Origin of the sequence: Flavobacterium sp. W20_MBD1_R3 (assembly GCF_052119725.1) — a bacterium.
Classification (GTDB): Bacteria; Bacteroidota; Bacteroidia; order Flavobacteriales; family Flavobacteriaceae; genus Flavobacterium.
The window spans coordinates 32,850-58,339 of sequence record NZ_JBGQOR010000009.1 but is presented as its reverse complement, the minus strand read 5'-3'; the positions used below and the strand labels follow the sequence as shown (position 1 = coordinate 58,339).

The window sequence follows — 25,490 nt, the reverse complement described above, 5'->3', positions numbered from 1 at the left end:
ATTTGTTGAAATTGTTGAAATTCATAGCGAAACTTTTTAGAACCTAAAAAGTAAAGACACTAAAGTACAACGTTTTAACTATCTTTAATTAATAAACTACTTTCTTGGCTTATTAAGTATTTTTTGTGCTATTCTTTGGTATACACTTTTAGGTTGTTCTTCCTCATAATATCCATTGGCATACGTACCATATCCATACCCGTAACCATATCCGGTACCGTATTTTGCTTTGTTCTCCAGCCCGTTTAAAATGATGCTGGCGTTATCTAATTCCCCGCGTTTTACTCGATTATTCAACAAGGTAATCATGTCTTTTTTAGTAAAATTCTGCCGAACGATATACAGCGTCACATCACAATATTGCGCTAATTCTAATGCATCTGACACCAAGCCTACAGGCGGGGTATCTAAAATAATGTAATCGTATTTTTTCTTTAGTTCTTCAATTAAAGACCCCATATTGTCACTCATGATCATCTCTGATGGATTTGGAGGAACAGGTCCGGCAAGAATCACATCCAAATACGGAATGTGGGTGTGATTTATAATTTCATCGACCGTTTTTTGTTTGATCAGATAATTGACAACTCCAACGTCATTAGACAAATTAAATTCAGTAGCCAGTTTTGGTTTTCTTAAATCGAGACCAATAACTACGGTTTTCTTTTCGCTCAATGCAAATACGGTAGCAATATTTATCGAACAAAAGGTTTTTCCTTCGCCACTGACAGAGGAGGTAATCATCAGTGTTTTGGCACCACCTACATTTTGTTGTTTGTACAAAAACTGAAGAGAAGACCGAATAGCTCTAAAGGATTCCGACAAAGCCGATTTGGGTCGGTCATAAACCGCTAAATTTGTATTTTCTTTATTGACACCCACAACACCAATCAACGGAATTTTTGTCATTTTACTGATATCCTCCGCATTTTGAATCGAATTATTGACAAAGAAAATTGCAAAAACAAAAATTAATGGAACTAATATTCCCAGAAACGCAGCCAAAATATAATTTACCGATGTTTTAGGTCCAATCAATCCGCCACCTGTATCTTTTGCTGGATCTATAAATTGAATATCCGACAAATTAGCCGCTTTAACAATATCGGCTTCACTCCTTTTTTGGAGAAAGGTGCTGTAGATGTTATCACTCAAATCATATTTTCTTTTGATTTTAATGAGCTCTTGCTGATCATCCGGCAATTGTTTTATTGTGCTTTCTGCTTCATTAATTTTACTGCTCACTTGCGCTAAATCATATTGCAATGCTGCTTTTGCCGTAGCAATATTCTCTAACAACACACTTTTGACGGCCTCCATTTGATTGTCAAAATCCTGAAATATTTTCTCGCTTTTTACGGCATACGCCATTTCAGATCTTTGTGTAGACAATGCAATCAATTTAGAAACATTAACTACAATATTAGGATCTTCAATTCCCGCTACCGAAGGTGCAGGGAGTTTTGCATAATTAGTGCTGTTTTTCAAATAAGCCTTCAGCGAATTGTAATAGGCTACTTGGCGGGTAACTTCATCCTTAGCAACATCAAATTCCAGAATTTTATCTGAGAACTTGGCACCACCGGCTTCAATATCATATATATTTTTACCCTGTCTGAAGGTCTTGAGCTCATTACCAGTTTCCTTAAGTTGAGATTCCATAGCAATCAAAGTACTGTCTATAAAAGCTATTGTATTGGTAGCAAACTGATTCTTGCTGTCTAATTTTCGTTTGATCAACATGGCAACAGTCGCATTCAAATACTCGACCATTCTGGCTTTATTGGTTCCCTGCATTCCCAAGGTCATTATAGAACCGCCTTTTTCATCGGAACGCACACTGAGACCTTTGTATCCTGCAACCGTTCCGTCAAAATCACTAAAACTAACATAATATTCATTCCCTTTGTATAAACCAGGATTGTCTTTTATTTGTAATTTCCAATTCAAAAATGGCAAAGATACTTGCTGTCCCACTTTGTATCTTTTGACAAAGTCTCCCGTTGCAACCGCTGTGTTGCTGTATGAATTTGTAGCATAAGTGAGCACTGAAGCATTTTGATTTTCAAATGGGATTAGGATTTCATACTCACTTTCACTGAGAAACGTAATTTTAATTAAATTTCCGGACAGTTGCCCTTTGGATTTGTCAATACTTACATAAAACGGAACTGCTCCATAAGCATCGATTTTTTTAAATTCGCCTTGTGCTAAATAATTAATGTAATACTGCAATTTATCAACCACTAACTCATTGTGTGATCTGGATTGTAATGTGGTAGAGATAGACTGAACCTGATCCGAAGTACCGCCCCAATTAAAAACCAAACTGGTATTAGAGGTAAAAAGAGGATTACTTTCTTCCTTGACGGCAATAAGGCTTTCCATACCATAAATTTTTTCTTTACGGATATTAACCTGATAAGCAATAGTAAAAGTGATCAACAAACTTAGTACGAACCACTTCCAATAACTTCCAATTTTTATCAGAAAACCTTTAAAATCAAAGTTGACTTGATTTTCAAAAATCGAAAAATCTTTTATATCTAACATTTTAGGAACGCTGTTTTAATTTCTTAATAATAAAAAGGTGGTTGTAGCCAAAGATAGTAACGTAATTATTGTCCCCAAGGATTCGATACCCGTTTTTCCGGTTCCCCACGTTTTTTGTTTCAGCGGTTTGATATAAATATAATCATTAGGCTGCAAATAATAATAGGGCGATTGCATTACATTAATGTCTGTAAGATCTAAATCATGCATTTGAATTCCTATTGGCGTTTTTCTCATGATGGTCACAGCTTTTCTATTTCCGGTAATAGAAATATCTCCTGCATTAGCAATTGCTTCCATTATAGTTACGTGTTCTTGGAATAATGTTTTAGTTCCCGTACTACCAATTTCCCCATTAATAGTATACCTAAATCCAGCTAATTTCACGGTTACAAAAATATTAGCCTCTTTATTAAAGTACTCCGCTAATAATTGCTTTTCGATTCTAACCCTGATTTCATCCAGCGTGTACCCAATTACCGTAATTTCTCCTAGTACTGGAATGCGTATGGCTCCATGATCATCTACGGTAAAACCGTCAAAATATAATCCTGACTCGGATTTTCCAGCCGCCGCACCTTCGCCTGTAGGACTAAAAATAGCGACTAATTTAGGATCTATAGCCTTTATGGTAATACTCAAAACATCACTTGTTTGCAATCGGTAAGGCTTAGCCTCTACTGCTGCGATAGCCGATGCTGAAGGAGCATTATCTTTTTTTTGTAGATAAATTAAATCTTTAGTTGGTATACATGAAGAGAGCAATACACTTACAATTAACAATAAACTCAGTACCGATCTGCTCATTTTCAATGTTTTTAGGCGACAAATATAGCTTTTCATTTACTATTTAAAAAGTGTCCCGATTCAATAAATGTATTAATTATTTTTAAAAGACTTTTCAAAAGGGACTCTTTGTAAGATGCTCCTTCCCAAGGTAACTTCATCTGCATATTCTAGCTCGTCACCCACCGAAATTCCTCTGGCGATTGTTGAAATTATAATTTCGCAATCTGTGATTTGCTTGTAAATATAAAAGTTAGTCGTATCACCTTCCATTGTAGAGCTTAAAGCAAATATAATTTCGTTGACACTCCCTGATTTTACTTTCTCGACTAATGTAGTGATATTAAGTTGACTTGGGCCAACCCCGTCAATAGGGGAAATTTTACCGCCCAACACATGGTAAATTCCTCTAAACTGTCCCGTATTTTCAATCGCCATGACATCGCGAATATCCTCGACAACACAAATAATGTGATGATTCCTGTTTTTGTTAGCACAAATTTCACACAGCGCGCTATCCGATATATTATGACAACTGGCGCAATACTTAATATCCTCTCGCATGGCCACCAAGGCTTGCGCCAAAAATCCTGTTTGTTCCTTTGGTTGTTTTAACAAATGCAACACCAGTCGCAATGCCGTTCGCTTACCAATTCCTGGCAACTGAGACATTTCATTGACTGCCTTTTCTATTAATTTTGATGAAAATTCCATAGCTGCAAATGTAGTAATTTGTTTAATTGATTATTTGTTGAATTGATTTTATACTACAGCTATTGTATTTTAAACCCTGTTTCTCGTATTTATCGAGTACACTATCTTTAAAGTTAAGCTCTTTCAACGGTTACTCTAAGCAATTTTGAATAGTAATTTGAAAGCTTAACGCTTGTAAATTATATCGATAAGCTATGAAAACATGCAGTTTCAGGAACCTTTACAGCTATTTTTTATCGCAAACTTATATTCAACTCGAACTGACGAATCCTTAACTTAATGACATTGCTTCTCGCCTGCACTCTAACTGACAATTAGATTTGGTTATAAGCAAGAAGAATAAAACAATGTCGCATTTTTTTTACCATATAAGTCATATAAGTTTAAGTTTCAATTGGGTTAGCCTTATGTAACTATAACAATAATAAGGTCATTTAAGGTTTAATTCTTATATGACTTATATGTTAAATATTATTTCACTCCTTTTTTAGTATGACATTAAATAGGTCCAACTACTTAATAGCTATGATGTAAAAAAGTCTTTTTTAGACAAAAGCACGTTAGATGTAAAACAATTCCATTGTTGGCTGCAGTATCGTCAAGCACTTATAATGCTGCACGCTAACCACCAATTAATTAGCAGCTAGTTGTGTTTCAAGAAATATAAGAGCTCAAGGCTAAAGGAAATAGCAAATTCAGATCTGAAGGATTGAACAAAAAATCGTATTTTGCTCCCTTTAAATTCAAGTCATGAGTCCATTCGCCATTCTATCGTTAATTGTAATCTACTTCGGAATTCTATTTTTGATTTCCCATTTTGTAAGCCGAAAGGACAGTGGTAATGCCGCTTTTTTTAAAGCGAACAAGAACTCGAAATGGTACTTAGTAGCTTTTGGAATGATTGGAACGGCACTTTCTGGCGTAACTTTTATTTCAGTACCGGGCGAAGTGGGTTCGCCAAACGGAGAGCAGTTCAAGTATTTTCAGTTTGTTCTGGGAAATGCAATTGGTTTCATCATTATTGCAAAAGTCTTGCTGCCGTTGTATTACCGCATGAACCTGACTTCTATATATGGTTATATTGAGCAACGGCTTGGCGTGTATTCCTATAAAACGGCTGCAACAATTTTCCTAATCAGCCGAACCATAGGATCTGCGTTTCGATTGTATCTTGTGGTGATTGTTTTACAGCGTTATGTTTTTGATTATTATAATATCCCATTTGCCGCTACCGTTTTGATTTCGCTGGCTTTGATCTTTGCCTATACCTATCGCGGCGGACTCAAAACGATTATTATTACGGATACGTTGCAAACTTTTTTCTTAGTGACTTCCGTTTTTATGACTATTTTCTTTATTTGCAGAAGCTTGAATTTAGATGCTTTTGAAGCTTTTGAAACCGTAAAAAACAGCAATTATTCTAAAGTATTTTTCTTTGAGGATTTCGTGTCGAGTAAGTTCCATTTTGTAAAACAAATTCTGGGAGGAATTTTTGTAACGATTGCTATGGTGGGATTAGATCAGGATTTAATGCAAAAAAACCTGAGCTGCAAGAATATTGGCGAAGCACAAAAAAACATGTATACATTTACCGGAATATTTGTACTTATCAATATATTTTTTCTCAGCGTAGGCGCGCTGCTATATGTTTATGCAGCCAAAAACGGAATTGAAGTTCCCACTGATTTAATCACCGGTAATCCCAGAACTGATTTGCTTTTCCCTGAGATTGCTTTTCATCATCTGACACTAATCCCATCGGTTATTTTCTTGTTGGGACTAACCGCGGCAACTTTTGCCACGACTGACTCCGCATTAACGGCCCTTACTACTTCGTTTTGTGTAGATTTTCTTGGCATGGACAAAGCGGAACATCAAAACAAACCCAATGTAGTCCGAAACAGACATCTGGTTCATGTTGCCTTTTCGTTTTTGATGTTTCTGGTTATACTATTTTTTAATGCTATTAATGACAGTTCTGTAGTAGGAATGATTTTCAGAGTAGCGTCGTACACGTATGGACCACTTTTGGGGCTGTACTGTTTTGGGCTATTTGTAAAGTCGAAAAAAGTCAAAGATAAACTGGTTCCGCTGATTTGTTTGTTGTCACCAGCACTCACTTATTTTGTCAGCGAAAATTCTAAAACATTGTTTTTTGGGTATGTATTTGACAATGAACTGATAATTATCAACGGACTAATTACTTTTGTTGGATTATTGTTGATCAGCCAAAAGACGACCTCAGGAACGAGATTTTAGTTGTAGCCCAGATGGCAGCGGCATCCTTTTCTTGTTCCGTTTTTTAACGGGGCAAGAAAAGATATAGCGTACAGCTGGAAAAAGCTCCTAAAAATATTAGTATTGGTTGGTACTCAATAAGACTAGGGTGCAGGATATTTCTACTTTGATATCATTCAGTTTCAGCAGTTGATATAATTCTGGGTTTTCAGTTCCTGGATTAAAAATGACACGTTTAGGTTTTGCCTCTACAATATAATTGTAATAATCGCGCTGGCGTGCAGGGTTCAAATAAAGGGTAACGGTATCGATGTTTTTTAGCGGAATGGCTTTGGTCTGGATTTTTACACCGGCAACTTCACCCGCGTTTTGACCTAGGGCAAGCACGGAATGTCCTTTATCTACGAGCATAGTGATCGCTTTGAAGGCGTATTTCTCCGGTTTAGTTGTTGCTCCAAGAACCAATGTTTTTTTATTCTTTATCATTTTCTATAAGTGTATCTGGCAAAAGTAATCAAAAAGGTTTATTCGTTCAGGAATTTTGCAGATTATACGATTTCTATTTTGAATTTTCTACCGAAAGATTTCAAAATTATTATCGTCTGTGCGAAGACCATGAAAAAGGGTTGGAATTGTTATAGCAGCCGCCCAAGATTTTTTTTACTACGATTTGAAAAAGGATTGCAGCATTTTGAAAGTCGAAAGGAATCCATTCTGCTGGCAATAAAAACATTTCCCTAACATTAAAAAATAAAAAAAGAGTATTTTTACACCCTTAAAAACAAAATATGGATCTTTTTATTTATCTGTTCGTCGCTCTTTTCTCTGTGTTAAATCCCATTGGGACTGTTCCTATTTTTGTGGGACTCACACAACACGACAGTAAAAAAGAACGATCCCGAATTTCGTTGTGGACCGCAATTAATGTGTTTATTATCTTGATTGTGTCGTTTTTTATTGGTCAGTATGTTCTAATATTTTTTGGAATTAGTATCGATGCACTTCGAATTGCCGGCGGACTAATCATTGTAAATTCTGGTTTTTCATTACTGTCAGGACAATTTAATAAAAAACGAGGTATCACTAAAAAAGCAGAAAACGATGCTCAAAAAAGAAATGACATCGCGTTGACACCACTCGCAATCCCCATGCTTGCAGGACCTGGATCTATTTCGTTGTTGATTGCTTTTTATCAAGAGCACAATGGTACAAGCGAAATTATCATTTCATCCCTTGCCATTCTTGCCATTGCAGTTGCGATTTTCATTATCCTAAAAAGTGCGCATTACTTATCAAAAATTCTTGGAGAGTCCGGAATTGTGGCAATTTCCAGAATTATTGGTTTCATTGTAATTGCGATAGGAATACAATATATTGTAAGTGCAATTATCAATATTATAAAGGGTAATTTGATTTAAATATTTAATTCAGGCAAATACTTTTCGCATTGCCTGAATTATAGAATTATTTTCTTGGCAAAAAGATTTCGGCCATCATACATCTAGCGCTTCCACCCCCACAAGCCTCAATAGTATCAAGACTTGAGCTCAATATCTCAGCATGTTGTTCCAGCTGCCCAATTTGTTTTGGAGTCAGACTCTGATGCGCAGCGGCACTCATCACTACGTATCTTTTGTCCATTGTACCTCGAATTTCAAGCATATTACCGGCAAAAGTATTCATTTGAGCTTCCGTAATTAAGATAATTTCTTTGCCGTTTTCTTTTAGATTGTCCAGCACCATTTTACGTTCTTTTTTATCATCGATACAATCAGCACAAATTACTGCAAACGTTTCTCCCAAACACATCATCACATTGGTATGGTAAATCAGTTTCCGTTCTGAATCGACAGTTTGATAGGCTTCGAAAATTACTGGCGCATAATCAAAATCCTCACAAAATTCGATAAATAATTCTTCATCTGCTCGTGGCGATAAAGCGCAATATGCTTTAGCGTTAGCTCTGTCCAGAAGCAAACTTCCTGTTCCTTCTAAATAGAATCCGTCTTCTTCAGCAGAAGTATAGTCGATAATATTATGAATCACGAATCCTTTGTCTTCCAGAACATCTAAAATTTCTTCGCGGCGCTCTTGACGTCTATTTTCAGCAAACATAGGATATAGGGCTACATCACCGTTTTCGTGAAAAGAAATCCAATTGTTAGGAAAAATACTGTCAGGTGTATCCGGGTTTAAAGTGTCGTCTATAACGGTTACATTTACCCCTACAGCTGTTAATTTTTCGACAAAAGCATCAAATTCCTGTTGTGCTTTAGCATTTACCGTAGCAGGCAGCAAACCGTCGATCACTTTTTGATAGTAATTATTTACCGCTGTTTGTTCGTTCATCCGAAAGGCCACGGGACGAATCATCAATATGGAATTTGTTGTTTGTTTCATGATTTTTTTGTTTTAAATTATTTCGTATGCAGAGACGCACTGCAGTGCGTCTCTAAGGTTACGTCTCTAAGGATGCGTCGCTACAGATGCGTCGCTGCGGTTGCGTTTCAATCTTTATTCCCGAATCAAAGGCAAGGTTGAACAGCGCAATAATCCTTCTTGCTTAGCGATTTCGGCATAAGGAACTTCTTCGACTACAAAACCGTTGGCACGCAACCAATTATTTAGTCGCGTGAAATTTCTTTCTGAAACAACAACTGCAGTATCGATAGAAAAAATATTTGAATTCATGTGATACATTTCGTCTCTGGTGATGTGAAATAAGTTTTCTTTCCCAAAAAGATTCACTAAAAACAAATAATCGGCTTCTTCACGAAAACCACCTTTGTATATAATTCCTTTGTTATTTCCTACAGGCTGAAAACAGCAATCTAGATGCAAGGCATTGTCACGAGCTTCAATTTTCGATTTTACTAAATCAAATTCCTTGACAATTTTATTTGGGAACAAATCTTTAATATATTGCACTCCTTGTACATTGGTTCGTGCCGTGATGTAGTCTTGATAATCGCTTCCTTTGTAGGTACCAACAAAAATATGATCGTTCCACAACATCACATCACCGCCTTCAATGTGCACTTCTGCTGGAGGGCGAACTACTTTTATAGGATCAACTTGGTCAATTATATACTGAATCGCATCTAATTCCCGCTCACGATCTGGTAATATGTTTGATTTTACAAACACGTCTCCAATTACAAATCCAATATCTCTCGTAAAAATTTGGTTATAGTTTTCAATCATTTCCGGGCGAAACACTTTTACATCATATTTAGTAAGGACGCGATTAAAGGCTTCCATTTCATTGACCATATCTTCCTCAATTGGATAGGTACCTGCCAATAGGTGTTCTAAAGATTTTGGATCATAGGCTTCTTCTTGTTTTGGAGTGGGCCCATTATCTATTGCTGTACCCAAAACAACTGCCTTGAGTTTTGAAGTTTCATTATTTATATTTAATTCTAACATATTTCTTTAGCTTTTGGCAAATATAAAAAAAGCTCCACAAATTTGTGAAGCTTTTTAACTATGAATTTATCTTTTATCAGCTGTTTTGAATTCGCGTAAAGGATGACCGGTGTAAATTTGTCTTGGTCTTCCGATGGGCTCTTTATTTTCACGCATTTCTTTCCATTGCGCGATCCAACCTGGTAACCGACCTATAGCGAACATTACTGTAAACATATCGGTAGGAATTCCCAGTGCTCTGTAAATAATTCCAGAGTAGAAATCTACATTAGGATATAAATTTCTGGATTTGAAGTATTCGTCTTCTAGTGCCGCTTCTTCCAGTTTCTTGGCAATTGCAAGAATTGGATCTTCAACACCAAGGGTTGCTAAAACTTCATTGGCTGCTTTTTTGATGATTTTAGCTCTTGGATCAAAGTTTTTATAAACTCTGTGACCAAAACCCATCAATCTAAAAGGATCATTTTTATCTTTGGCTTTAGCCATGTACTTATCAGCATCGCCGCCGTTTCTATGAATTTCTTCTAGCATTTCAAGAACTGCTTGATTTGCACCACCATGTAGTGGTCCCCAAAGTGCCGAAACTCCGGCAGATATTGATGCAAATAGCCCTGCATGTGATGAACCTACCATTCTAACGGTTGAAGTAGAACAGTTTTGTTCGTGATCTCCGTGAAGGATAAATAACTTATCTAGGGCATCTATAACTACAGGATTTGGCGTGTACGGCTCTGTAGGCAATTCAAACATTAAATGCATAAAATTCTCTACATAACCTTTGGTATTATCGTAATAATTCAAAGGGTATCCCATACTTTTTCTGTAGGTCCAAGAGGCAATAACCATGAATTTCCCCATAGTTTTACAAACGGCTTCATACATTTCTTTTTCATTGTCTACATTAACCGATTTTGGGTTGAATGCTGTCAATGCACTAGTCAAAGCTGCTAAAACGCCCATAGGGTGAGCCGTTTTTGGAAAACCATCAATGATGTTTTTCATTTCTTCATTGACAAGTGTGTATTTTCTGATATCCGTTTCAAATTGCACTAGCTGTTGAGCAGTTGGCAATTCTCCAAAGATTAAAAGGTAAGACACTTCTAGAAAATCAGCTTTCTCGGCTAAATCTTCAATAGAATACCCTCTGTAACGAAGAATTCCTAATTCTCCATCTAGAAAAGTAATATCACTTTTACAAGAACCTGAGTTTTTATAGCCCGGATCTAGTGTTATTATACCGGATAAATCACGTAATTTGTTAATATCGATGGCAACTTCATTTTCACTCCCTACAATTATAGGCAGTTCAATTTTTTTTCCGTCGATTTCTAATGTTGCTGTTTTTGACATAATATAGTTGAAAATAAACTTTTAAATAATAATTTATCAAATCTAGGGAATTAAACACTAATTAAAAAGAGAATAACACAATGATATTGTTAAATATTACCAAAAAAAAACCATTCACACGAAGTGAATGGCTAAAAAAGAGCTCAAAAGATGTTATTTTATTTTAAAAGCATTTTTTCCAGGAAAAAAAGCAGTTTCACCTAATTCTTCTTCAATTCGCAACAATTGATTGTATTTTGCCATACGATCTGAACGAGATGCAGAACCAGTTTTGATTTGTCCACAATTTAAAGCTACGGCTAAATCAGCAATGGTATTGTCCTCTGTCTCTCCAGAACGGTGTGACATTACAGAAGTAAATCCTGCATTTTTAGCCATATTAACTGCTGCAATAGTTTCAGTCAATGTTCCAATTTGGTTTACCTTAACCAAAATTGAATTGGCAATTCCTTTTTCAATACCGGTAGACAAACGCTCAACATTAGTAACGAATAAATCATCTCCAACTAATTGTACTTTATCGCCTATTTTGTCTGTAAGGTATTTCCATCCATCCCAGTCATTTTCATCCATTCCATCTTCGATAGAAATAATTGGATAATTTGCTGCTAAATCAGCTAAATAATCCGCTTGTTCTTCTGAAGTTCTAATTTTTCCTGTTTCTCCTTCAAATTTAGTGTAATCGTATTTTCCGTCTACAAAAAATTCTGAAGCAGCACAATCCAAGGCCACCATAACTTCATCGCCAAAAGTATAACCAGCTGCTTCAACCGCTTTTTTGATTGTATCTAAAGCATCTTCAGTACCTCCGGCAAGAGTTGGGGCAAAACCACCTTCGTCTCCTACAGCAGTACTCAATCCTCTATCGTGTAAAACTTTTTTAAGGCTGTGAAAAATCTCCGTTCCCATTTGCATGGCGTGCGTAAAAGTAGTGGCTTTTACCGGTATAATCATAAATTCCTGAAACGAAATAGGAGCATCAGAATGAGATCCTCCGTTGATGATATTCATCATAGGAACGGGCAATGTATTAGCAGAAACTCCACCTATGTATCTGTATAAAGGCAATCCTAATTCATTTGCAGCAGCTTTTGCAACAGCTAAGGAAACACCCAAGATTGCATTTGCTCCCAACTTAGATTTATTAGGTGTACCGTCTAAATCGATCATCATTTGATCAATGACGTTTTGTTCAAAAACGGAAACTCCAAGAAGTTCATCTGAAATAAGGGTATTCACATTTTTCACTGCATTCAAAACTCCTTTTCCAAGAAATGCTTTTCCTCCGTCACGTAACTCAACTGCTTCATGTTTCCCAGTAGAGGCTCCAGATGGCACTGCGGCTCTACCTAAAACTCCATTATCTGTAATTACATCTACTTCTATTGTAGGATTTCCTCTTGAATCGAAAATTTGTCTTGCGTGAATTTTGATAATAATACTCATATACTAAAATTTAAAATTATAATTACAAATATATTCTATCTATTGCAATGATTTAATGAAAATAATGAATGTTATTAACGATAACGTTATAATTTTTTCCCAAACAAATCATTTTTGCTTTTTAAAGAATTAATTTTCACAATATATGTTATTTTATAAATTTAAAATTAAATCATGGAAAGCCAATCTTGATCAAAAAAAAAACATCGCCAGTCAGAAACAAAAAAACAATTTAAATATGATTAAAATCCTTATTATCAATTATTTACATTAATTTTATATGTATTATAAGACCAAAAAAGATAGTATCAACACTACTTTTTGCTAAATTTTTTATGGTTTAATTTTTAAATAAAAAAGTAATGGAAACAAGAGGAAACCACAATAATTCAGCCCATTCTACTGATATAATAGAAATATTGGGCGGGATGACTACACCATTAGAAAACACATCAGATTTAGATCCATTAATCAAGTATATTGGAGAAGCAAAATATGTTCTTTTAGGAGAAGCCTCACATGGAACTCATGAATATTATACTTGGAGAGCTAAAATAACGCAACGTCTTATTCAGGAAAAAGGATTTTCTTTCATAGGTGTTGAAGGAGATTGGCCAGATTGTTATCGTCTGAACCGTTTCGCAAAAGGATATTTAGATTCCGGGAAAGACATCTTAAGCGTCATGAATGAATTCAAAAGATGGCCCACCTGGATGTGGGCAAATTGGGAAGTTGCCGCTTTTATAGATTGGCTCAAAAGCCATAATGAAAACATAACGGCCGATAAAAGAATTGGATTTTACGGCTTGGATGTATACAGCTTTAAAGAATCCATGCAAGCCATAATTCAATATTTAGAACAAAATGACCCAACGGCATTGGCTGTTGCCAAAAAAGCAATGGAATGTTTTGAACCGTACGAAAAAGACGAAGGTCAATCATATGCACGTGCCTCCTCATTTGTTCCAGAATTATGTGAAAAAGAAATACTGCACTTGCTTACTGAAATCTTAAAAAACAGTCCCAATTACAATCATGATCCAGAAAATGTTTTGAGCACAGAACAAAATGCGCACGTTATTCGAAATGCAGAAAAATACTATCGCGCCATGATCAAAAGAGGTTCTGCTTCATGGAATATTCGTGACGAACACATGGTTGCTACCATTGACCGACTTTTGAAATTCCATGGCAAAGATGCAAAAATAATAATTTGGGAGCACAACACCCACATTGGTGACGCACGAGCCACAGATATGGCAACTGAAGGAATGATCAACGTAGGTCAACTACTTAGGGAGCAACATGCCACAGAAGGCGTTGTAGCCGTAGGATTTGGATCATACAAAGGCAGCGTGGTTGCTGGCAGAGAATGGGGAGATTCCATGCGAAAAATTAAGGTTCCAGAAGCCGTTGAAGGCAGTTGGGAACATGCGATGCATTTAGCAAGTAAAGGTCAAAACCGCCTGTTATTGATGAACAAAATACAAACGGAAGAATGCATGTCTGCACCCATAGTTCATCGTGCAATAGGCGTAGTATACAATCCAGAACATGAAAAATTTGGCAATTATGTACCTACAATACTACCCAAAAGGTATGATGCTTTTATATATATTGATGAAACAACTGCTTTGCACCCTATAAATATCCCGCAGAATGGGGATCAAATACCTGCAACTTATCCCTTTGGTATGTAATCGTGATTACTAAAAAAAGGGCTGACAGGTAAATAAGTCAAGCCCTTTATAGTATTGTTTAAGCTTATCATTTACTCTAAATACTCCCCTTTATATTCTCAATAAACTGATCAAATAAATAAGAAGAATCATGTGGACCCGGGCTTGCCTCTGGATGGTATTGAACTGAAAAACAATTTTTGCTTTTCATACGCATACCTGCAACCGTTCCATCATTGAGATGAAGATGTGTAATTTCTAAATCAGGATGATTATCTAATTCTTCTTTATTAACGGCAAAACCATGATTTTGAGAAGTGATTTCTCCTTTTCCCGTGATTATATTTGTTACGGGATGATTAATCCCTCTGTGACCATTAAACATTTTATAGGTTGAAATGCCATTGGCTAAACCAATTATCTGATGTCCCAAACAAATTCCAAATAAGGGTTTGTCATTTTCAAGAATTTCCTTTGCAACCTGAATAGCTCCAAAAAGCGGCTCCGGATCACCGGGTCCGTTGGACAAAAAATATCCATCTGGATTGAATGCGGCTAAATCCTGATAAGTTGCATCAAAAGGATATACCTTGATATAACAATCTCTTTTAGCTAGATTACGGAGGATATTCATTTTTATTCCCAAATCTAGAGCGGAAATCTTATAGGTTGCATTCTCGTCACCAAAGAAATAAGGCTCCTTAGTTGATACTTTAGAAGCTAATTCTAACCCCTTCATGTCCGGAACTTTTGCCAATGCAATTTTTAAATCTTCAATTGAAGTTTCATCCGTGCAGATTACTGCATTCATCACACCATTATCACGAATGTAACTTACCAGAGCACGCGTATCAACATCAGAAATACAGATCAGGTTCTGCTTAATAAAATAATCTTCTAAACTCCCTGAAGCATCTTCACGAGAATAGTTGAAACTAAAATTTTTACAAACCAATCCAGCAATTTTGATGCTATCTGATTCTATTTCGTTCTCATTAACCCCATAATTTCCAATATGCGCATTTGTAGCAACCATTAATTGACCAAAATATGAAGGGTCAGTAAATATTTCTTGGTACCCTGTCATTCCTGTATTAAAACAAACTTCTCCAAAAGTCGTCCCTTTGATTCCAATAGATTTACCGTGGAAAATGGTGCCGTCACTTAATAGAAGAATTGCCTTTTGTCGTGTTGTATATTTCATTCGTTGATTTCTAATAATTTTTTTAAAGATGTCTTGTAACTAGAAAATGCGTTTTTATATGTAGTTAAATATTTTACAAATTTAATTGTTTAACGCAATGGATGCAAGTTTTTGAAATTTATTGCAAAAAAAAAATCAAAATAAATCGACCCAGATGATAACGTAGCCTTTTCAGGCACCTTTTACTCTTTTTGTTTAAAGCAAGAATACCTTGCACAGCATAACAATACACCAGTATATCAAATAGGATCTATTCCGAAAAAACCAAAAAAAAAGGATAAACTATTAATAGCTTATCCTTAATTTTTATTGAGTGACTATTTTCATAATTACTCAGCTGTCTCAGTAGTTGTTTCAGTTTCGGCAGTTGGAGCTTCAGTAGCTTCATCTTTCTTAGCTTTACCACCACGACGGCTTTTTGCTTTTTTAACTTCTTTTTTACCACCATTGTAAAGTTCATTGAAATCAACTAATTCGATCATTGCCATATCAGCATTATCTCCTAAACGATTTCCAACTTTAATGATACGAGTGTATCCACCTGGACGGTCTCCTACTTTAGCAGCTACGTCTCTGAACAAGTCAGTTACGGCATACTTGCTACGTAAGTAAGCAAAAACGATACGACGATTGTGAGTCGTATCCATTTTAGATTTTGTTATAAGCGGCTCAACAAATTGTTTAAGCGCTTTTGCTTTAGCGACAGTAGTGTTAATACGTTTGTGCTCGATAAGAGAACAAGCCATATTAGCTAACATAGATTTTCTATGTGCAGTCTGTCTGCTTAAGTGATTGAATTTTTTTCCGTGTCTCATTGCTGTGTAAATTTAAACCTTGCGGCTTAGATTATTCTTTATCTAATTTGTATTTTGCTAAGTCCATACCGAAGTTCAAATTCTTAACAGCAACAAGTTCGTCAAGCTCTGTTAAAGATTTTTTACCAAAATTACGGAATTTCATTAGGTCATTTTTATTGAACGATACTAAATCACCAAGTGTATCAACTTCAGCCGCTTTCAAACAATTTAATGCTCTAACAGAAAGATCCATATCAACAAGCTTAGTTTTAAGCAATTGTCTCATGTGTAATGATTCCTCATCATATGATTCCGTTTGTGCAATTTCGTCAGCCTCGAGTGTAATTCTTTCATCAGAAAATAACATGAAGTGATGAATTAAAACTTTTGCAGCTTCAGTAAGAGCATCTTTAGGATTAATTGATCCATCAGTTTTTATTTCGAAAACTAATTTTTCATAATCTGTTTTTTGCTCTACACGGAAGTTTTCTATCGCATACTTCACATTTTTTACCGGAGTAAAAATGGAATCTGTGAAAATAGTTCCAATTGCAGCATTCTGTTTCTTGTTCTCTTCAGCAGGAACATACCCTCTACCTTTCTCGATTGTTAAATCAAAATTAAGTTTGATTTTAGGATCTAAATTACAGATAACTAGTTCTGGGTTCAAAACTTGGAAACCTGAAATGAATTTCTGAAAATCACCAGCTGTCAATTGATCTTTACCGGATACTGATATAGTAACTGATTCATTATCGACATCTTCAATCTGACGTTTAAAACGTACTTGTTTAAGATTAAGGATTATTTCAGTAACGTCTTCAACAACTCCTGAAATAGTAGAAAACTCATGATCTACACCTTCAATACGAACAGATGTAATTGCATAACCTTCTAATGCTGAAAGCAAAACTCTTCTAAGTGCATTACCAACGGTCAGTCCGTAACCAGGTTCTAAAGGTCTGAATTCAAATTTACCTTCAAAATCGGTTGAATCGATCATGATAACTTTATCGGGCTTCTGAAAATTAAATATTGCCATAAATTTCGACTAAGTCAATTATTATTTGTTGTATAACTCTACGATTAATTGTTCTTTAATGTTTTCTGGGATTTGAAGTCTCGCAGGTACAGAAACAAAAGTACCCTCTTTGATATCATTATTCCAAGTAATCCATTCATAAACATGACTTGAATTAGACAAAGAACGTTCGATAGCTTCTAAAGATTTAGATTTTTCACGAACTGCGACTTTATCACCAGGTTTAAGGTGATAAGAAGCGATATTTACAATTTCACCATTCACAGTAACGTGTCTGTGGGATACAAGTTGTCTTGCACCTCTTCTAGATGGAGCAATGCCCATTCTAAAAACAACGTTATCTAATCTTGCTTCACATAATTGTAAAAGAACTTCACCAGTAACACCTTTGGTTGCTGATGCCTTTTTAAATAAACCTCTGAATTGCTTTTCTAAGATTCCATAAGAATATTTAGCTTTTTGTTTCTCCATTAACTGGATAGCAAATTCAGATTTTTTACCTCTTTTTTTAGCCATCCCGTGTTGTCCGGGTGGGTAATTTCTTCTTTCGAAAGCTTTATCGTCTCCGAAAATTGCTTCGCCAAATTTACGGGCGATTCTTGTACTTGGACCAGTATATCTTGCCATTTTAAATTGTTTAAGATAGAGATTATGAATTCAGGTCTCCTCCTTCGATAATCGATAATCTACCTTGGTTATACTAAAAATTTATTAAACTCTACGTCTTTTTGGAGGACGACAACCGTTGTGAGGCATTGGAGTAACATCAATAATCTCAGTCACTTCAATTCCACCGTTATGCAATGAACGGATTGCAGACTCACGTCCGTTTCCTGGTCCTTTAACATACACTTTTACTTTTTTAAGTCCTGCTTCTAGAGCTACTTTACTACAATCTTCTGCTGCCATTTGGGCTGCGTATGGAGTATTCTTTTTAGAACCTCTAAAACCCATTTTACCAGCTGAAGACCATGAAATAACTTCACCTTTCTTATTCGTTAAAGAAATAATGATGTTATTGAAGGTAGCAGAAATATGAGCTTCTCCCGTTGATTCAACGATAACTTTACGTTTTTTTGCAGTTGCTTTAGCCATATTACTTATTATTTAGTTGCTTTTTTCTTATTGGCAACAGTTTTTCTTTTACCTTTTCTTGTTCTAGAATTATTCTTAGTTCTTTGTCCTCTTAACGGAAGACCTGTTCTATGACGAATACCTCTATAACATCCAATGTCCATAAGACGTTTGATGTTTAACGAAACTTCCGAACGCAATTCACCTTCAATTTTGAAAGTTGAAACTGCTTCACGAATTGCTCCGATTTCATCATCATTCCAGTCCTGAACTTTTTTGTCTTGGCTTACTTGAGCTTTTTCTAAAATCTCAATAGCTCTACTATTTCCTAATCCGAAGATGTAGGTAAGTGCAATAACACCTCTCTTGTTTTTCGGGATATCTACCCCTGCAATTCTTGCCATAATTATCCTTGTCTTTGTTTAAATCTAGGATTCTTTTTGTTTATTACGTACAATCTCCCTTTTCTTCGCACAATTTTGCACTCGGGACTTCTCTTTTTTACTGAAGCTCTAACTTTCATTTTGAATATCCTTTAATATCTATAAGTAATTCTTGCTTTTGACAAATCGTAAGGGCTCATCTCTAATTTCACTTTATCACCAGGTAATAATTTGATATAATGCATGCGCATTTTTCCAGATATGTGTGCGATTACTATATGTCCATTTTCTAATTCTACACGGAACATTGCATTTGATAATGCTTCAATGATAGATCCGTCTTGTTCTATTGCTGATTGTTTTGCCATAAATTAAGCTACTGCTTTTCTATTTTTACCACTTTTCATTAAACCATCATAATGCTTATTTAACAAATATGAATTGATTTGCTGCATCGTGTCTATGGCAACACCAACCATAATTATTAATGAAGTACCTCCAAAAAACATTGCCCAAGATTGTTGAACATCCATAACACTAACAATTATTGCAGGGAACACAGCAATTAATGCAAGAAATACAGAACCTGGAAACGTAATTAAAGACATTACTTTATCAAGATAATCAGAAGTTTCAACACCAGGTCTAACACCAGGTATAAAACCGCCGCTTCGTTTTAAATCATCCGACATTTTGTTGGTAGGAACCGTTATAGCAGTGTAAAAGAAAGTAAATACAATGATTAACGTTGCAAAAACTAAATTATACCAAAAACCAAACATGTTACTAAATGCACCAACAATTGACTGCGATGCATCAGACTTAGAAAGCCCTGCTAAAGCAGCTGGAATAAACATAATCGCCTGAGCAAAAATTATAGGCATTACACCTGAAGCATTAAGCTTTAATGGTATCCACTGTCTATTCCCTCCTAACATATCTTGCTCAAAGTCACCTGAAGTGGTACGTCGAGCATATTGAACAGGAATTCTCCTGATCGCCATAACTAAAAGCACACAACAAACAATAACTAATAACCAGATAATGATTTCAATCACCAACAACATTGGTCCACCATTGTTATTTGTAACTCTGGTGGTAAATTCTTGTATGAAGGCCTGTGGAAAACGAGCCAAGATACCAACCATGATTAACAATGAAATACCATTACCAATACCTTTATCAGTAATTTTTTCTCCTAACCACATGGCGAAAATTGTACCCGTAACTAAGATAATAACTGAAGAAAATAAGAATTCAAAAGAATTAAAACCTAATAAAAAAGCATTACTAGGTAGTGTTCTGTATAAATTGTAAATGTAGGTAGGACCTTGAACTAATGTTATTCCAATAGTCAACCAACGTGTAATTTGATTTATTTTTTTTCTACCGCTTTCCCCATCGCTTTGAAGTTTTTGCAAATAAGGAACAGCTATTCCCATTAACTGAACAACAATTGAAGCAGAAATATAAGGCATAATACCCAAGGCAAAAACCGATGCCTGAGAAAAAGCACCTCCAGTAAACATGTCAAGAATTGAACCAATTCCTTCTTTAGTTTGCCCAGCCAAATTACCTAACTGTGTAGCATCAATTCCTGGTAAGGTTACTTGGGCTCCAAAACGATAAACTAAAAGTAGACCCAATGTTATTAGGATTCTATTTTTTAATTCCTCGATTTTCCAAACATTACTTATTGATTCAATAAATTTCTTCATATTAATTGAAAAATTACATGGTTACAGCTTCTCCACCAGCAGCTTCAATAGCAGCTTTTGCAGTAGCAGTAAATTTGTGAGCGGTTACTTTTAATTTTGCTGTCAATTCTCCTCTACCAAGAATCTTAACGATTTCGTTTTTGGTAGCAAGACGGTTGGCAACATAAACTGTCATGTCGACAGTATCCTTGATAACACCATTATCAACCAAAAGTTGAAGTGTATCAAGATTTACACCTTCGTAATCCTTACGATTGATGTTTGTAAAACCAAACTTAGGAACACGTCTTTGAAGTGGCATTTGACCACCTTCAAAACCAATCTTTTTGGAATAACCAGAACGAGATTTTGCTCCTTTGTGTCCTCTTGCTGAGGTACCACCTTTTCCAGAACCTTCTCCTCTACCTAATCTTTTGTTTTGATTGTGTGTAGAACCTTCAGCAGGTTGTAAGTTACTTAAATTCATAACAGTATTTGTTATTTAGCTTCTTCAACAGAAACTAAGTGTTTAACTTTATTTATCATCCCAAGGATTGTAGGGTTTGAATCATGCTCTACAACTTGTCCCATTTTACGTAGACCTAAAGCTTCTAATCCTCTTTTTTGAGTAAGGGGACAGTTGATTTTGCTTCTAACTTGTTTTACTAATAATTTAGCCATAATTTCCTTGAATTAACCTTTAAAAACTTTTTCTAAAGAAACACCTCTTTGTTTTGCAACAGTATAAGCGCTTCTCATTTGTAATAAAGCATCAAAAGTTGCTTTTACCACGTTGTGAGGATTTGAAGATCCCTGAGATTTAGATAATACATCATGAATTCCTACTGATTCAAGAACTGAACGAACAGCCCCACCAGCAATAACTCCTGTACCATGAGAGGCAGGAATTAAGAATACACGTGCACCACCAAATTTACCTTTTTGTTCGTGAGGAACTGATTGACCATTCAAAGGAATTTTTACTAAATTTTTCTTAGCATCTTCTACTGCTTTCGCAATTGCTTCAGAAACATCTTTCGATTTACCTAGTCCGTGACCCACCACTCCATTTTCATCACCTACAACCACAATAGCGGAGAACCCAAAAGCTCTACCACCCTTTGTAACCTTAGTAACACGATTTACACTTACCAAACGATCTTTTAATTCAAGACCACTTGGCTTTACTAACTCTACATTCTTGTATTTACTATTAGACATACTATATTAGAATTTAAGTCCAGCCGCTCTTGCGCCTTCTGCTAATGATTTAATACGTCCGTGATATAAGTAACCTCCTCTATCGAAAGTTACAACGTCTATCCCAGCCTTTAAAGCTTTTTCTGCAACTAGTTTTCCAACTGCCGTAGCCACCTCAATGTTCGTACCGTTACCTATTTCTTTTTCTCTTGAAGAAGCTGCCAATATAGTAACTCCATTTACGTCATCAATAAGTTGAGCATAAATTTCTTTGTTACTTCTAAATACAGATAGTCTCGGATTAGTAGCAGTACCACTAATTGATTTTCTAATTCTGAATCTAATTCGTTGTCTTCTTTCAGGTTTTGTTAATGACATAATCTTATTTTTTAAGCTGATTTACCTGCTTTTCTTCTTAATACTTCTCCTACAAATTTAACACCCTTTCCTTTGTATGGTTCAGGCTTACGGAAACCTCTGATTTTCGCAGCAACCTGACCTAAAAGTTGTTTGTCAAATGATGTTAATTTAACAATAGGATTTTTACCTTTTTCAGATATAGTTTCTAAAGTTACTTCTGGAGCAATTTCTAAAACAATATTGTGAGAGTAACCAAGAGCTAAATCTAACTTTTGTCCTTGATTTGAGGCTCTATACCCAACTCCTACTAATTCTAATGATTTAGTGAAACCATCTGTAACACCTATAATCATGTTATTGATTAAAGATCTGTACAAACCGTGTTTTGCTCTTTGGTCCTTGTGATCAGATGATCTGTCTACTTGTACTTGACCATCTTCAACCGTAACAGTAACGTCCGAAAACTCCTGAGTTAGTTGACCATTTTTTCCTTTTACTGTAATAATACCATTTGCAACTTCAACAGTTACACCAGCAGGGATTACAACCGGACTTTTACCTATTCTTGACATCTTATATAGTCTTTAAATTAGTATACGTAACAAATAACCTCACCACCTACGTTCAACTGCTTCGCTTTTTTTCCAGTCATCAACCCTTTTGAGGTAGATACAATAGCGATGCCTAACCCATTAAGGATTCTAGGAATACTTGAAGAACTTGAATATTTACGTAAACCTGGTTTACTAATTCTTTGGATATCTTTAATTACTGACTCTTTGGTATCTTTATCATACTTCAAAGCGATTTTGATTGAACCCTGAACAGCGTTGTCTTCAAATTTGTAACTCAAGATATAACCTTGATCAAATAAGATCTTAGTTATTTCTTTTTTTAGATTAGATGCAGGAATCTCGACAACTTTATGGTTTGCGGCCACAGCGTTGCGAATTCTTGTCAAGTAATCAGCAATAGGATCTGTATACATGTGTATTAATTTGCGGTTTTGGTTTTCAATAAACGATTTATTGAACCTGAAACCAATTTATAAATATTTATGATACAGACGTGACTAACGCCAAGTCTGTATCAAGACGTAAACTTACGTCCTACCAAGATGCTTTTTTGACACCTGGGATCAATCCGTTATTTGCCATCTCACGAAATGTTACGCGTGAAAGACCGAACTGACGCATATACCCTCTAGGTCTACCAGTTAATTTGCAACGATTGTGCAAACGAACAGGTGAAGCATTTTTCGGTAACTTTTGCAAACCTACGAAATCTCCAGCTTCTAACAAAGCTTTTCTTTTGTCAGCATACTTTGCAACTGTTTTTTCTCTCTTAACCTCACGGGCTTTCATTGATTCTTTAGCCATGTCTTAATTCTTTTTAAAAGGTAAACCTAATTCTGTTAATAGAGACTTTGCTTCTTTATCAGTTTTTGCAGTAGTCACAAAAGAAATATCCATTCCTGAAATCTTGTTTACTTTATCAATATCAATCTCTGGGAAAATGATTTGTTCTAAAACTCCAAGATTATAATTACCTCGTCCATCGAAACCAGTAGCTTTAATACCGCTAAAGTCTCTTACTCGTGGTAGAGCAGAAGTAATAAGTCTATCTAAAAACTCATACATTCTTTCTCCACGTAAAGTAACTTTGGCTCCAATCGGCATCCCTTTTCTCAATTTGAATGATGCAACATCTTTCTTTGAAATTGTAGATATGGCTCTCTGACCTGTGATCTTTGTTAACTCATCAACTGCATAGTCAATAAGTTTTTTATCAGATACGGCTGCACCAACCCCTTTACTCAAAACAATTTTGTCCAATTTTGGAACTTGCATTACGTTAACGTAACCAAACTCCTCTTTAAGAGCAGCAATTACTCTGCTCTTGTACTCTTCTTTTAGTCTAGGTATATACTCCATTACTATAATACTTGATTAGATTTTTTTGAAAATCTTACTTTCATATCTCCTTCAACTCTAATACCAACTCTAGTTGTTTCCTTAGTTTTAGGATCAATTAAAGAAATATTAGATATTTGTATAGAAGCTTCTTTCTTTACAATACCACCTTGAGGGCTTTTTGCACTAGGTTTAGTATGTTTTGAAACCATATTTACACCTTCAACAATTGCTTTGTTTTTCTCTCGATATACACGTAATACTTTACCTTCAGCACCTTTATGGTCCCCAGCGATTACTCTTACTATGTCACCTGATTTAATTTTTAGCTTTATCATCTTAAAACGAATTAAAGCACTTCTGGTGCTAATGATACAATTTTCATGAATTGTTTTTCACGAAGTTCTCTTGCTACGGGACCAAAAACACGAGTTCCTCTCATTTCACCAGCAGCATTTAATAACACACATGCGTTGTCATCAAATCTAATGTATGAACCATCGGCTCTTCTTACTTCTTTTTTGGTACGTACAACAACTGCAGTTGATACAGCTCCTTTTTTAACGCTTCCGTTAGGAGCAGTGTCTTTGATAGAAACTACAATCTTGTCACCAACAGAGGCATACCTTCTTTTGGTACCTCCTAAAACACGGATAGTTAAAACTTCCTTTGCTCCAGTGTTATCTGCTACTTTTAGTCTTGATTCTTGTTGTACCATAATTATTTAGCTCTTTCTAAGATTTCAACTAACCTCCAACATTTAGTTTTACTTAAAGGACGCGTTTCGCTAATCCTTACCGTATCTCCAATGTTACAGTCGTTCATTTCGTCGTGTGCATGATACTTTTTAGTTTTCAACACGAACTTACCGTATAATGGGTGCTTAACTTTACGTACTTCAGCAACAACAATAGACTTATCCATTTTGTCCGAAGTTACAACACCAACTCTTTCTTTTCTTAAATTTCTTTTTTCTTCCATCTTTCAGCAGACTATAATTATTGTCTTTTAGTAAGTTCGGTCGCTAATCTTGCAACTGTTCTTCTCATACTTCTTATTTGAAGCGGATTCTCAATTGGCGAAATGGCATGAGCCATTTTTAGATCAGCATATGTTTTCTTAGTCTGGCTAAGCTTTTCCTGCAACTCCGCTGCAGAAAGATCTTTTATTTCTGATTGTTTCATAATATACTATTAATTATGCTTCGAAATCTCTAGCAACGACAAATTTAGTTTTAACTGGAAGCTTTTGAGCTGCAAGACGTAACGCCTCTTTTGCAACTGACAAAGGTACACCACCAACTTCAAACATAATTCTTCCGGGTTTAACAACGGCAGCCCAATACTCAACTGCACCTTTACCTTTACCCATACGTACCTCAAGAGGCTTCTTAGTAATTGGTTTGTCTGGAAATATTTTGATCCATAATTGTCCTTCTCTTTTCATAAAACGAGTTGCAGCAATACGCGCAGCTTCAATTTGACGAGAGGTTAAGAACATTCCATCTTCATGTACAGATTTAATACCAAACATTCCATTAGAAAGTTCATGCCCTCTTTGAGAGTTCCCTTTCATTTTACCCTTTTGTACCTTACGGTATTTTGTTCTTTTAGGCTGTAACATTT

At 35.6% G+C, this 25,490-nt stretch carries 33 protein-coding genes; 3 read left to right on the top strand and 30 right to left on the bottom strand.

Annotation, left to right across the window (positions count from 1 at the left end; all coding sequences use genetic code 11):
* Positions 1-96 precede the first annotated feature (96 nt).
* The 3 genes from ACEN2F_RS12065 to recR all read right to left on the bottom strand — a co-directional run bounded on the left by ACEN2F_RS12065 (position 97) and on the right by recR (position 4,053).
* Positions 97-2,553, bottom strand: coding sequence for a polysaccharide biosynthesis tyrosine autokinase (locus ACEN2F_RS12065; protein ID WP_441739384.1), 2,457 nt, complete (start codon positions 2,551-2,553; stop codon positions 97-99).
* Between the two features lie 15 nt (positions 2,554-2,568).
* Positions 2,569-3,360, bottom strand: a complete 792-nt coding sequence (locus ACEN2F_RS12060; RefSeq protein ID WP_441739383.1) for a polysaccharide biosynthesis/export family protein — start codon at positions 3,358-3,360, stop codon at positions 2,569-2,571.
* A gap of 72 nt (positions 3,361-3,432) precedes the next feature.
* Entirely contained in the window at positions 3,433-4,053 is a 621-nt protein-coding gene (gene recR, locus ACEN2F_RS12055; RefSeq protein ID WP_441739382.1) for a recombination mediator RecR, read from the bottom strand.
* A 750-nt stretch (positions 4,054-4,803) separates the two neighbouring features.
* On the opposite strand from recR, the gene ACEN2F_RS12050 reads away from it, so the two are divergent.
* Positions 4,804-6,312, top strand: coding sequence for a sodium:solute symporter (locus ACEN2F_RS12050; protein ID WP_441739380.1), 1,509 nt, complete (start codon positions 4,804-4,806; stop codon positions 6,310-6,312).
* A 96-nt stretch (positions 6,313-6,408) separates the two neighbouring features.
* On the opposite strand, the gene ACEN2F_RS12045 is transcribed toward ACEN2F_RS12050, so the two are convergent.
* Complete coding sequence (locus ACEN2F_RS12045; protein ID WP_441739447.1) at positions 6,409-6,774, bottom strand: CoA-binding protein; 366 nt, start codon at positions 6,772-6,774, stop codon at positions 6,409-6,411.
* 305 nt (positions 6,775-7,079) lie between these two features.
* On the opposite strand from ACEN2F_RS12045, the gene ACEN2F_RS12040 reads away from it, so the two are divergent.
* Positions 7,080-7,709, top strand: a complete 630-nt coding sequence (locus tag ACEN2F_RS12040) for a MarC family NAAT transporter (protein ID WP_441739379.1) — start codon at positions 7,080-7,082, stop codon at positions 7,707-7,709.
* Between the two features lie 46 nt (positions 7,710-7,755).
* Here ACEN2F_RS12040 and ctlX read toward each other — a convergent pair whose 3' ends face one another.
* The 4 genes from ctlX to eno all read right to left on the bottom strand — a co-directional run bounded on the left by ctlX (position 7,756) and on the right by eno (position 12,516).
* Complete coding sequence (gene ctlX, locus ACEN2F_RS12035; RefSeq protein WP_441739377.1) at positions 7,756-8,691, bottom strand: citrulline utilization hydrolase CtlX; 936 nt, start codon at positions 8,689-8,691, stop codon at positions 7,756-7,758.
* Positions 8,692-8,805: 114 nt separating this feature from the next.
* Positions 8,806-9,720, bottom strand: coding sequence for a dimethylarginine dimethylaminohydrolase family protein (locus ACEN2F_RS12030; protein WP_441739375.1), 915 nt, complete (start codon positions 9,718-9,720; stop codon positions 8,806-8,808).
* 66 nt (positions 9,721-9,786) lie between these two features.
* Entirely contained in the window at positions 9,787-11,070 is a 1,284-nt protein-coding gene (locus tag ACEN2F_RS12025) for a citrate synthase (protein WP_441739373.1), read from the bottom strand.
* 153 nt (positions 11,071-11,223) lie between these two features.
* Positions 11,224-12,516, bottom strand: coding sequence for a phosphopyruvate hydratase (gene eno, locus ACEN2F_RS12020; protein ID WP_441739371.1), 1,293 nt, complete (start codon positions 12,514-12,516; stop codon positions 11,224-11,226).
* 362 nt (positions 12,517-12,878) lie between these two features.
* Here eno and ACEN2F_RS12015 point away from each other — a divergent pair, with 362 nt between their 5' ends.
* A complete protein-coding gene (locus ACEN2F_RS12015; protein WP_441739370.1) occupies positions 12,879-14,216 on the top strand; it encodes an erythromycin esterase family protein in 1,338 nt (445 codons plus the stop codon).
* 76 nt (positions 14,217-14,292) lie between these two features.
* Here the strand turns inward: ACEN2F_RS12015 and carA are convergent, their stop codons facing one another.
* From carA to rplP, 22 genes are all read right to left on the bottom strand, one after another.
* On the bottom strand, positions 14,293-15,399 hold the full coding sequence (carA, locus tag ACEN2F_RS12010; RefSeq protein WP_441739368.1) for a glutamine-hydrolyzing carbamoyl-phosphate synthase small subunit: 1,107 nt from the start codon (positions 15,397-15,399) through the stop codon (positions 14,293-14,295).
* Positions 15,400-15,728: 329 nt separating this feature from the next.
* Positions 15,729-16,214, bottom strand: a complete 486-nt coding sequence (gene rplQ / locus ACEN2F_RS12005) for a 50S ribosomal protein L17 (protein WP_441739366.1) — start codon at positions 16,212-16,214, stop codon at positions 15,729-15,731.
* A gap of 31 nt (positions 16,215-16,245) precedes the next feature.
* Complete coding sequence (locus ACEN2F_RS12000) at positions 16,246-17,238, bottom strand: DNA-directed RNA polymerase subunit alpha (RefSeq protein WP_441739364.1); 993 nt, start codon at positions 17,236-17,238, stop codon at positions 16,246-16,248.
* A 21-nt stretch (positions 17,239-17,259) separates the two neighbouring features.
* The gene (gene rpsD / locus ACEN2F_RS11995; RefSeq protein ID WP_441739362.1) at positions 17,260-17,865 is read right to left on the bottom strand and encodes a 30S ribosomal protein S4; all 606 of its coding nucleotides are present in this window, start codon (positions 17,863-17,865) and stop codon (positions 17,260-17,262) included.
* An 84-nt stretch (positions 17,866-17,949) separates the two neighbouring features.
* Positions 17,950-18,333: a 30S ribosomal protein S11 gene (gene rpsK, locus ACEN2F_RS11990; protein ID WP_024981527.1), complete on the bottom strand. Its 384-nt coding sequence runs from the start codon at positions 18,331-18,333 to the stop codon at positions 17,950-17,952.
* A gap of 8 nt (positions 18,334-18,341) precedes the next feature.
* Positions 18,342-18,716 (bottom strand): 30S ribosomal protein S13, encoded by a 375-nt coding sequence (gene rpsM, locus ACEN2F_RS11985; protein WP_091173715.1) that lies wholly within the window; start codon positions 18,714-18,716, stop codon positions 18,342-18,344.
* Between the two features lie 2 nt (positions 18,717-18,718).
* Positions 18,719-18,835, bottom strand: a complete 117-nt coding sequence (gene ykgO / locus ACEN2F_RS11980) for a type B 50S ribosomal protein L36 (protein WP_008992256.1) — start codon at positions 18,833-18,835, stop codon at positions 18,719-18,721.
* 12 nt (positions 18,836-18,847) lie between these two features.
* Positions 18,848-19,063 carry a translation initiation factor IF-1 gene (infA, locus tag ACEN2F_RS11975; RefSeq protein WP_007136545.1) on the bottom strand — a complete coding sequence of 72 codons (216 nt, stop codon included), beginning with the start codon at positions 19,061-19,063 and terminating at the stop codon, positions 18,848-18,850.
* A 3-nt stretch (positions 19,064-19,066) separates the two neighbouring features.
* Positions 19,067-20,413 (bottom strand): preprotein translocase subunit SecY, encoded by a 1,347-nt coding sequence (secY, locus tag ACEN2F_RS11970; RefSeq protein ID WP_441739360.1) that lies wholly within the window; start codon positions 20,411-20,413, stop codon positions 19,067-19,069.
* 13 nt (positions 20,414-20,426) lie between these two features.
* Positions 20,427-20,879, bottom strand: a complete 453-nt coding sequence (gene rplO / locus ACEN2F_RS11965; RefSeq protein ID WP_066081007.1) for a 50S ribosomal protein L15 — start codon at positions 20,877-20,879, stop codon at positions 20,427-20,429.
* 11 nt (positions 20,880-20,890) lie between these two features.
* On the bottom strand, positions 20,891-21,073 hold the full coding sequence (gene rpmD / locus ACEN2F_RS11960; protein ID WP_027310825.1) for a 50S ribosomal protein L30: 183 nt from the start codon (positions 21,071-21,073) through the stop codon (positions 20,891-20,893).
* A gap of 12 nt (positions 21,074-21,085) precedes the next feature.
* The gene (rpsE, locus tag ACEN2F_RS11955; RefSeq protein WP_035668102.1) at positions 21,086-21,613 is read right to left on the bottom strand and encodes a 30S ribosomal protein S5; all 528 of its coding nucleotides are present in this window, start codon (positions 21,611-21,613) and stop codon (positions 21,086-21,088) included.
* A gap of 6 nt (positions 21,614-21,619) precedes the next feature.
* Positions 21,620-21,970, bottom strand: coding sequence for a 50S ribosomal protein L18 (rplR, locus tag ACEN2F_RS11950; RefSeq protein WP_416853915.1), 351 nt, complete (start codon positions 21,968-21,970; stop codon positions 21,620-21,622).
* Between the two features lie 11 nt (positions 21,971-21,981).
* Positions 21,982-22,524: a 50S ribosomal protein L6 gene (rplF, locus tag ACEN2F_RS11945; protein WP_035668106.1), complete on the bottom strand. Its 543-nt coding sequence runs from the start codon at positions 22,522-22,524 to the stop codon at positions 21,982-21,984.
* 17 nt (positions 22,525-22,541) lie between these two features.
* Entirely contained in the window at positions 22,542-22,940 is a 399-nt protein-coding gene (gene rpsH / locus ACEN2F_RS11940; RefSeq protein ID WP_441739356.1) for a 30S ribosomal protein S8, read from the bottom strand.
* A 121-nt stretch (positions 22,941-23,061) separates the two neighbouring features.
* Positions 23,062-23,331, bottom strand: a complete 270-nt coding sequence (rpsN, locus tag ACEN2F_RS11935) for a 30S ribosomal protein S14 (protein WP_441739354.1) — start codon at positions 23,329-23,331, stop codon at positions 23,062-23,064.
* Positions 23,332-23,334: 3 nt separating this feature from the next.
* Positions 23,335-23,886 carry a 50S ribosomal protein L5 gene (gene rplE / locus ACEN2F_RS11930; RefSeq protein WP_441739352.1) on the bottom strand — a complete coding sequence of 184 codons (552 nt, stop codon included), beginning with the start codon at positions 23,884-23,886 and terminating at the stop codon, positions 23,335-23,337.
* Positions 23,887-23,888: 2 nt separating this feature from the next.
* Positions 23,889-24,203, bottom strand: coding sequence for a 50S ribosomal protein L24 (gene rplX, locus ACEN2F_RS11925; protein ID WP_441739350.1), 315 nt, complete (start codon positions 24,201-24,203; stop codon positions 23,889-23,891).
* Between the two features lie 11 nt (positions 24,204-24,214).
* Entirely contained in the window at positions 24,215-24,583 is a 369-nt protein-coding gene (rplN, locus tag ACEN2F_RS11920; RefSeq protein WP_026717863.1) for a 50S ribosomal protein L14, read from the bottom strand.
* 2 nt (positions 24,584-24,585) lie between these two features.
* Positions 24,586-24,846: a 30S ribosomal protein S17 gene (gene rpsQ, locus ACEN2F_RS11915; RefSeq protein ID WP_066081027.1), complete on the bottom strand. Its 261-nt coding sequence runs from the start codon at positions 24,844-24,846 to the stop codon at positions 24,586-24,588.
* A 17-nt stretch (positions 24,847-24,863) separates the two neighbouring features.
* Positions 24,864-25,049 carry a 50S ribosomal protein L29 gene (gene rpmC, locus ACEN2F_RS11910; RefSeq protein ID WP_441739348.1) on the bottom strand — a complete coding sequence of 62 codons (186 nt, stop codon included), beginning with the start codon at positions 25,047-25,049 and terminating at the stop codon, positions 24,864-24,866.
* Between the two features lie 13 nt (positions 25,050-25,062).
* A complete protein-coding gene (gene rplP, locus ACEN2F_RS11905) occupies positions 25,063-25,488 on the bottom strand; it encodes a 50S ribosomal protein L16 (protein WP_007803637.1) in 426 nt (141 codons plus the stop codon).
* Positions 25,489-25,490: the final 2 nt, after the last annotated feature.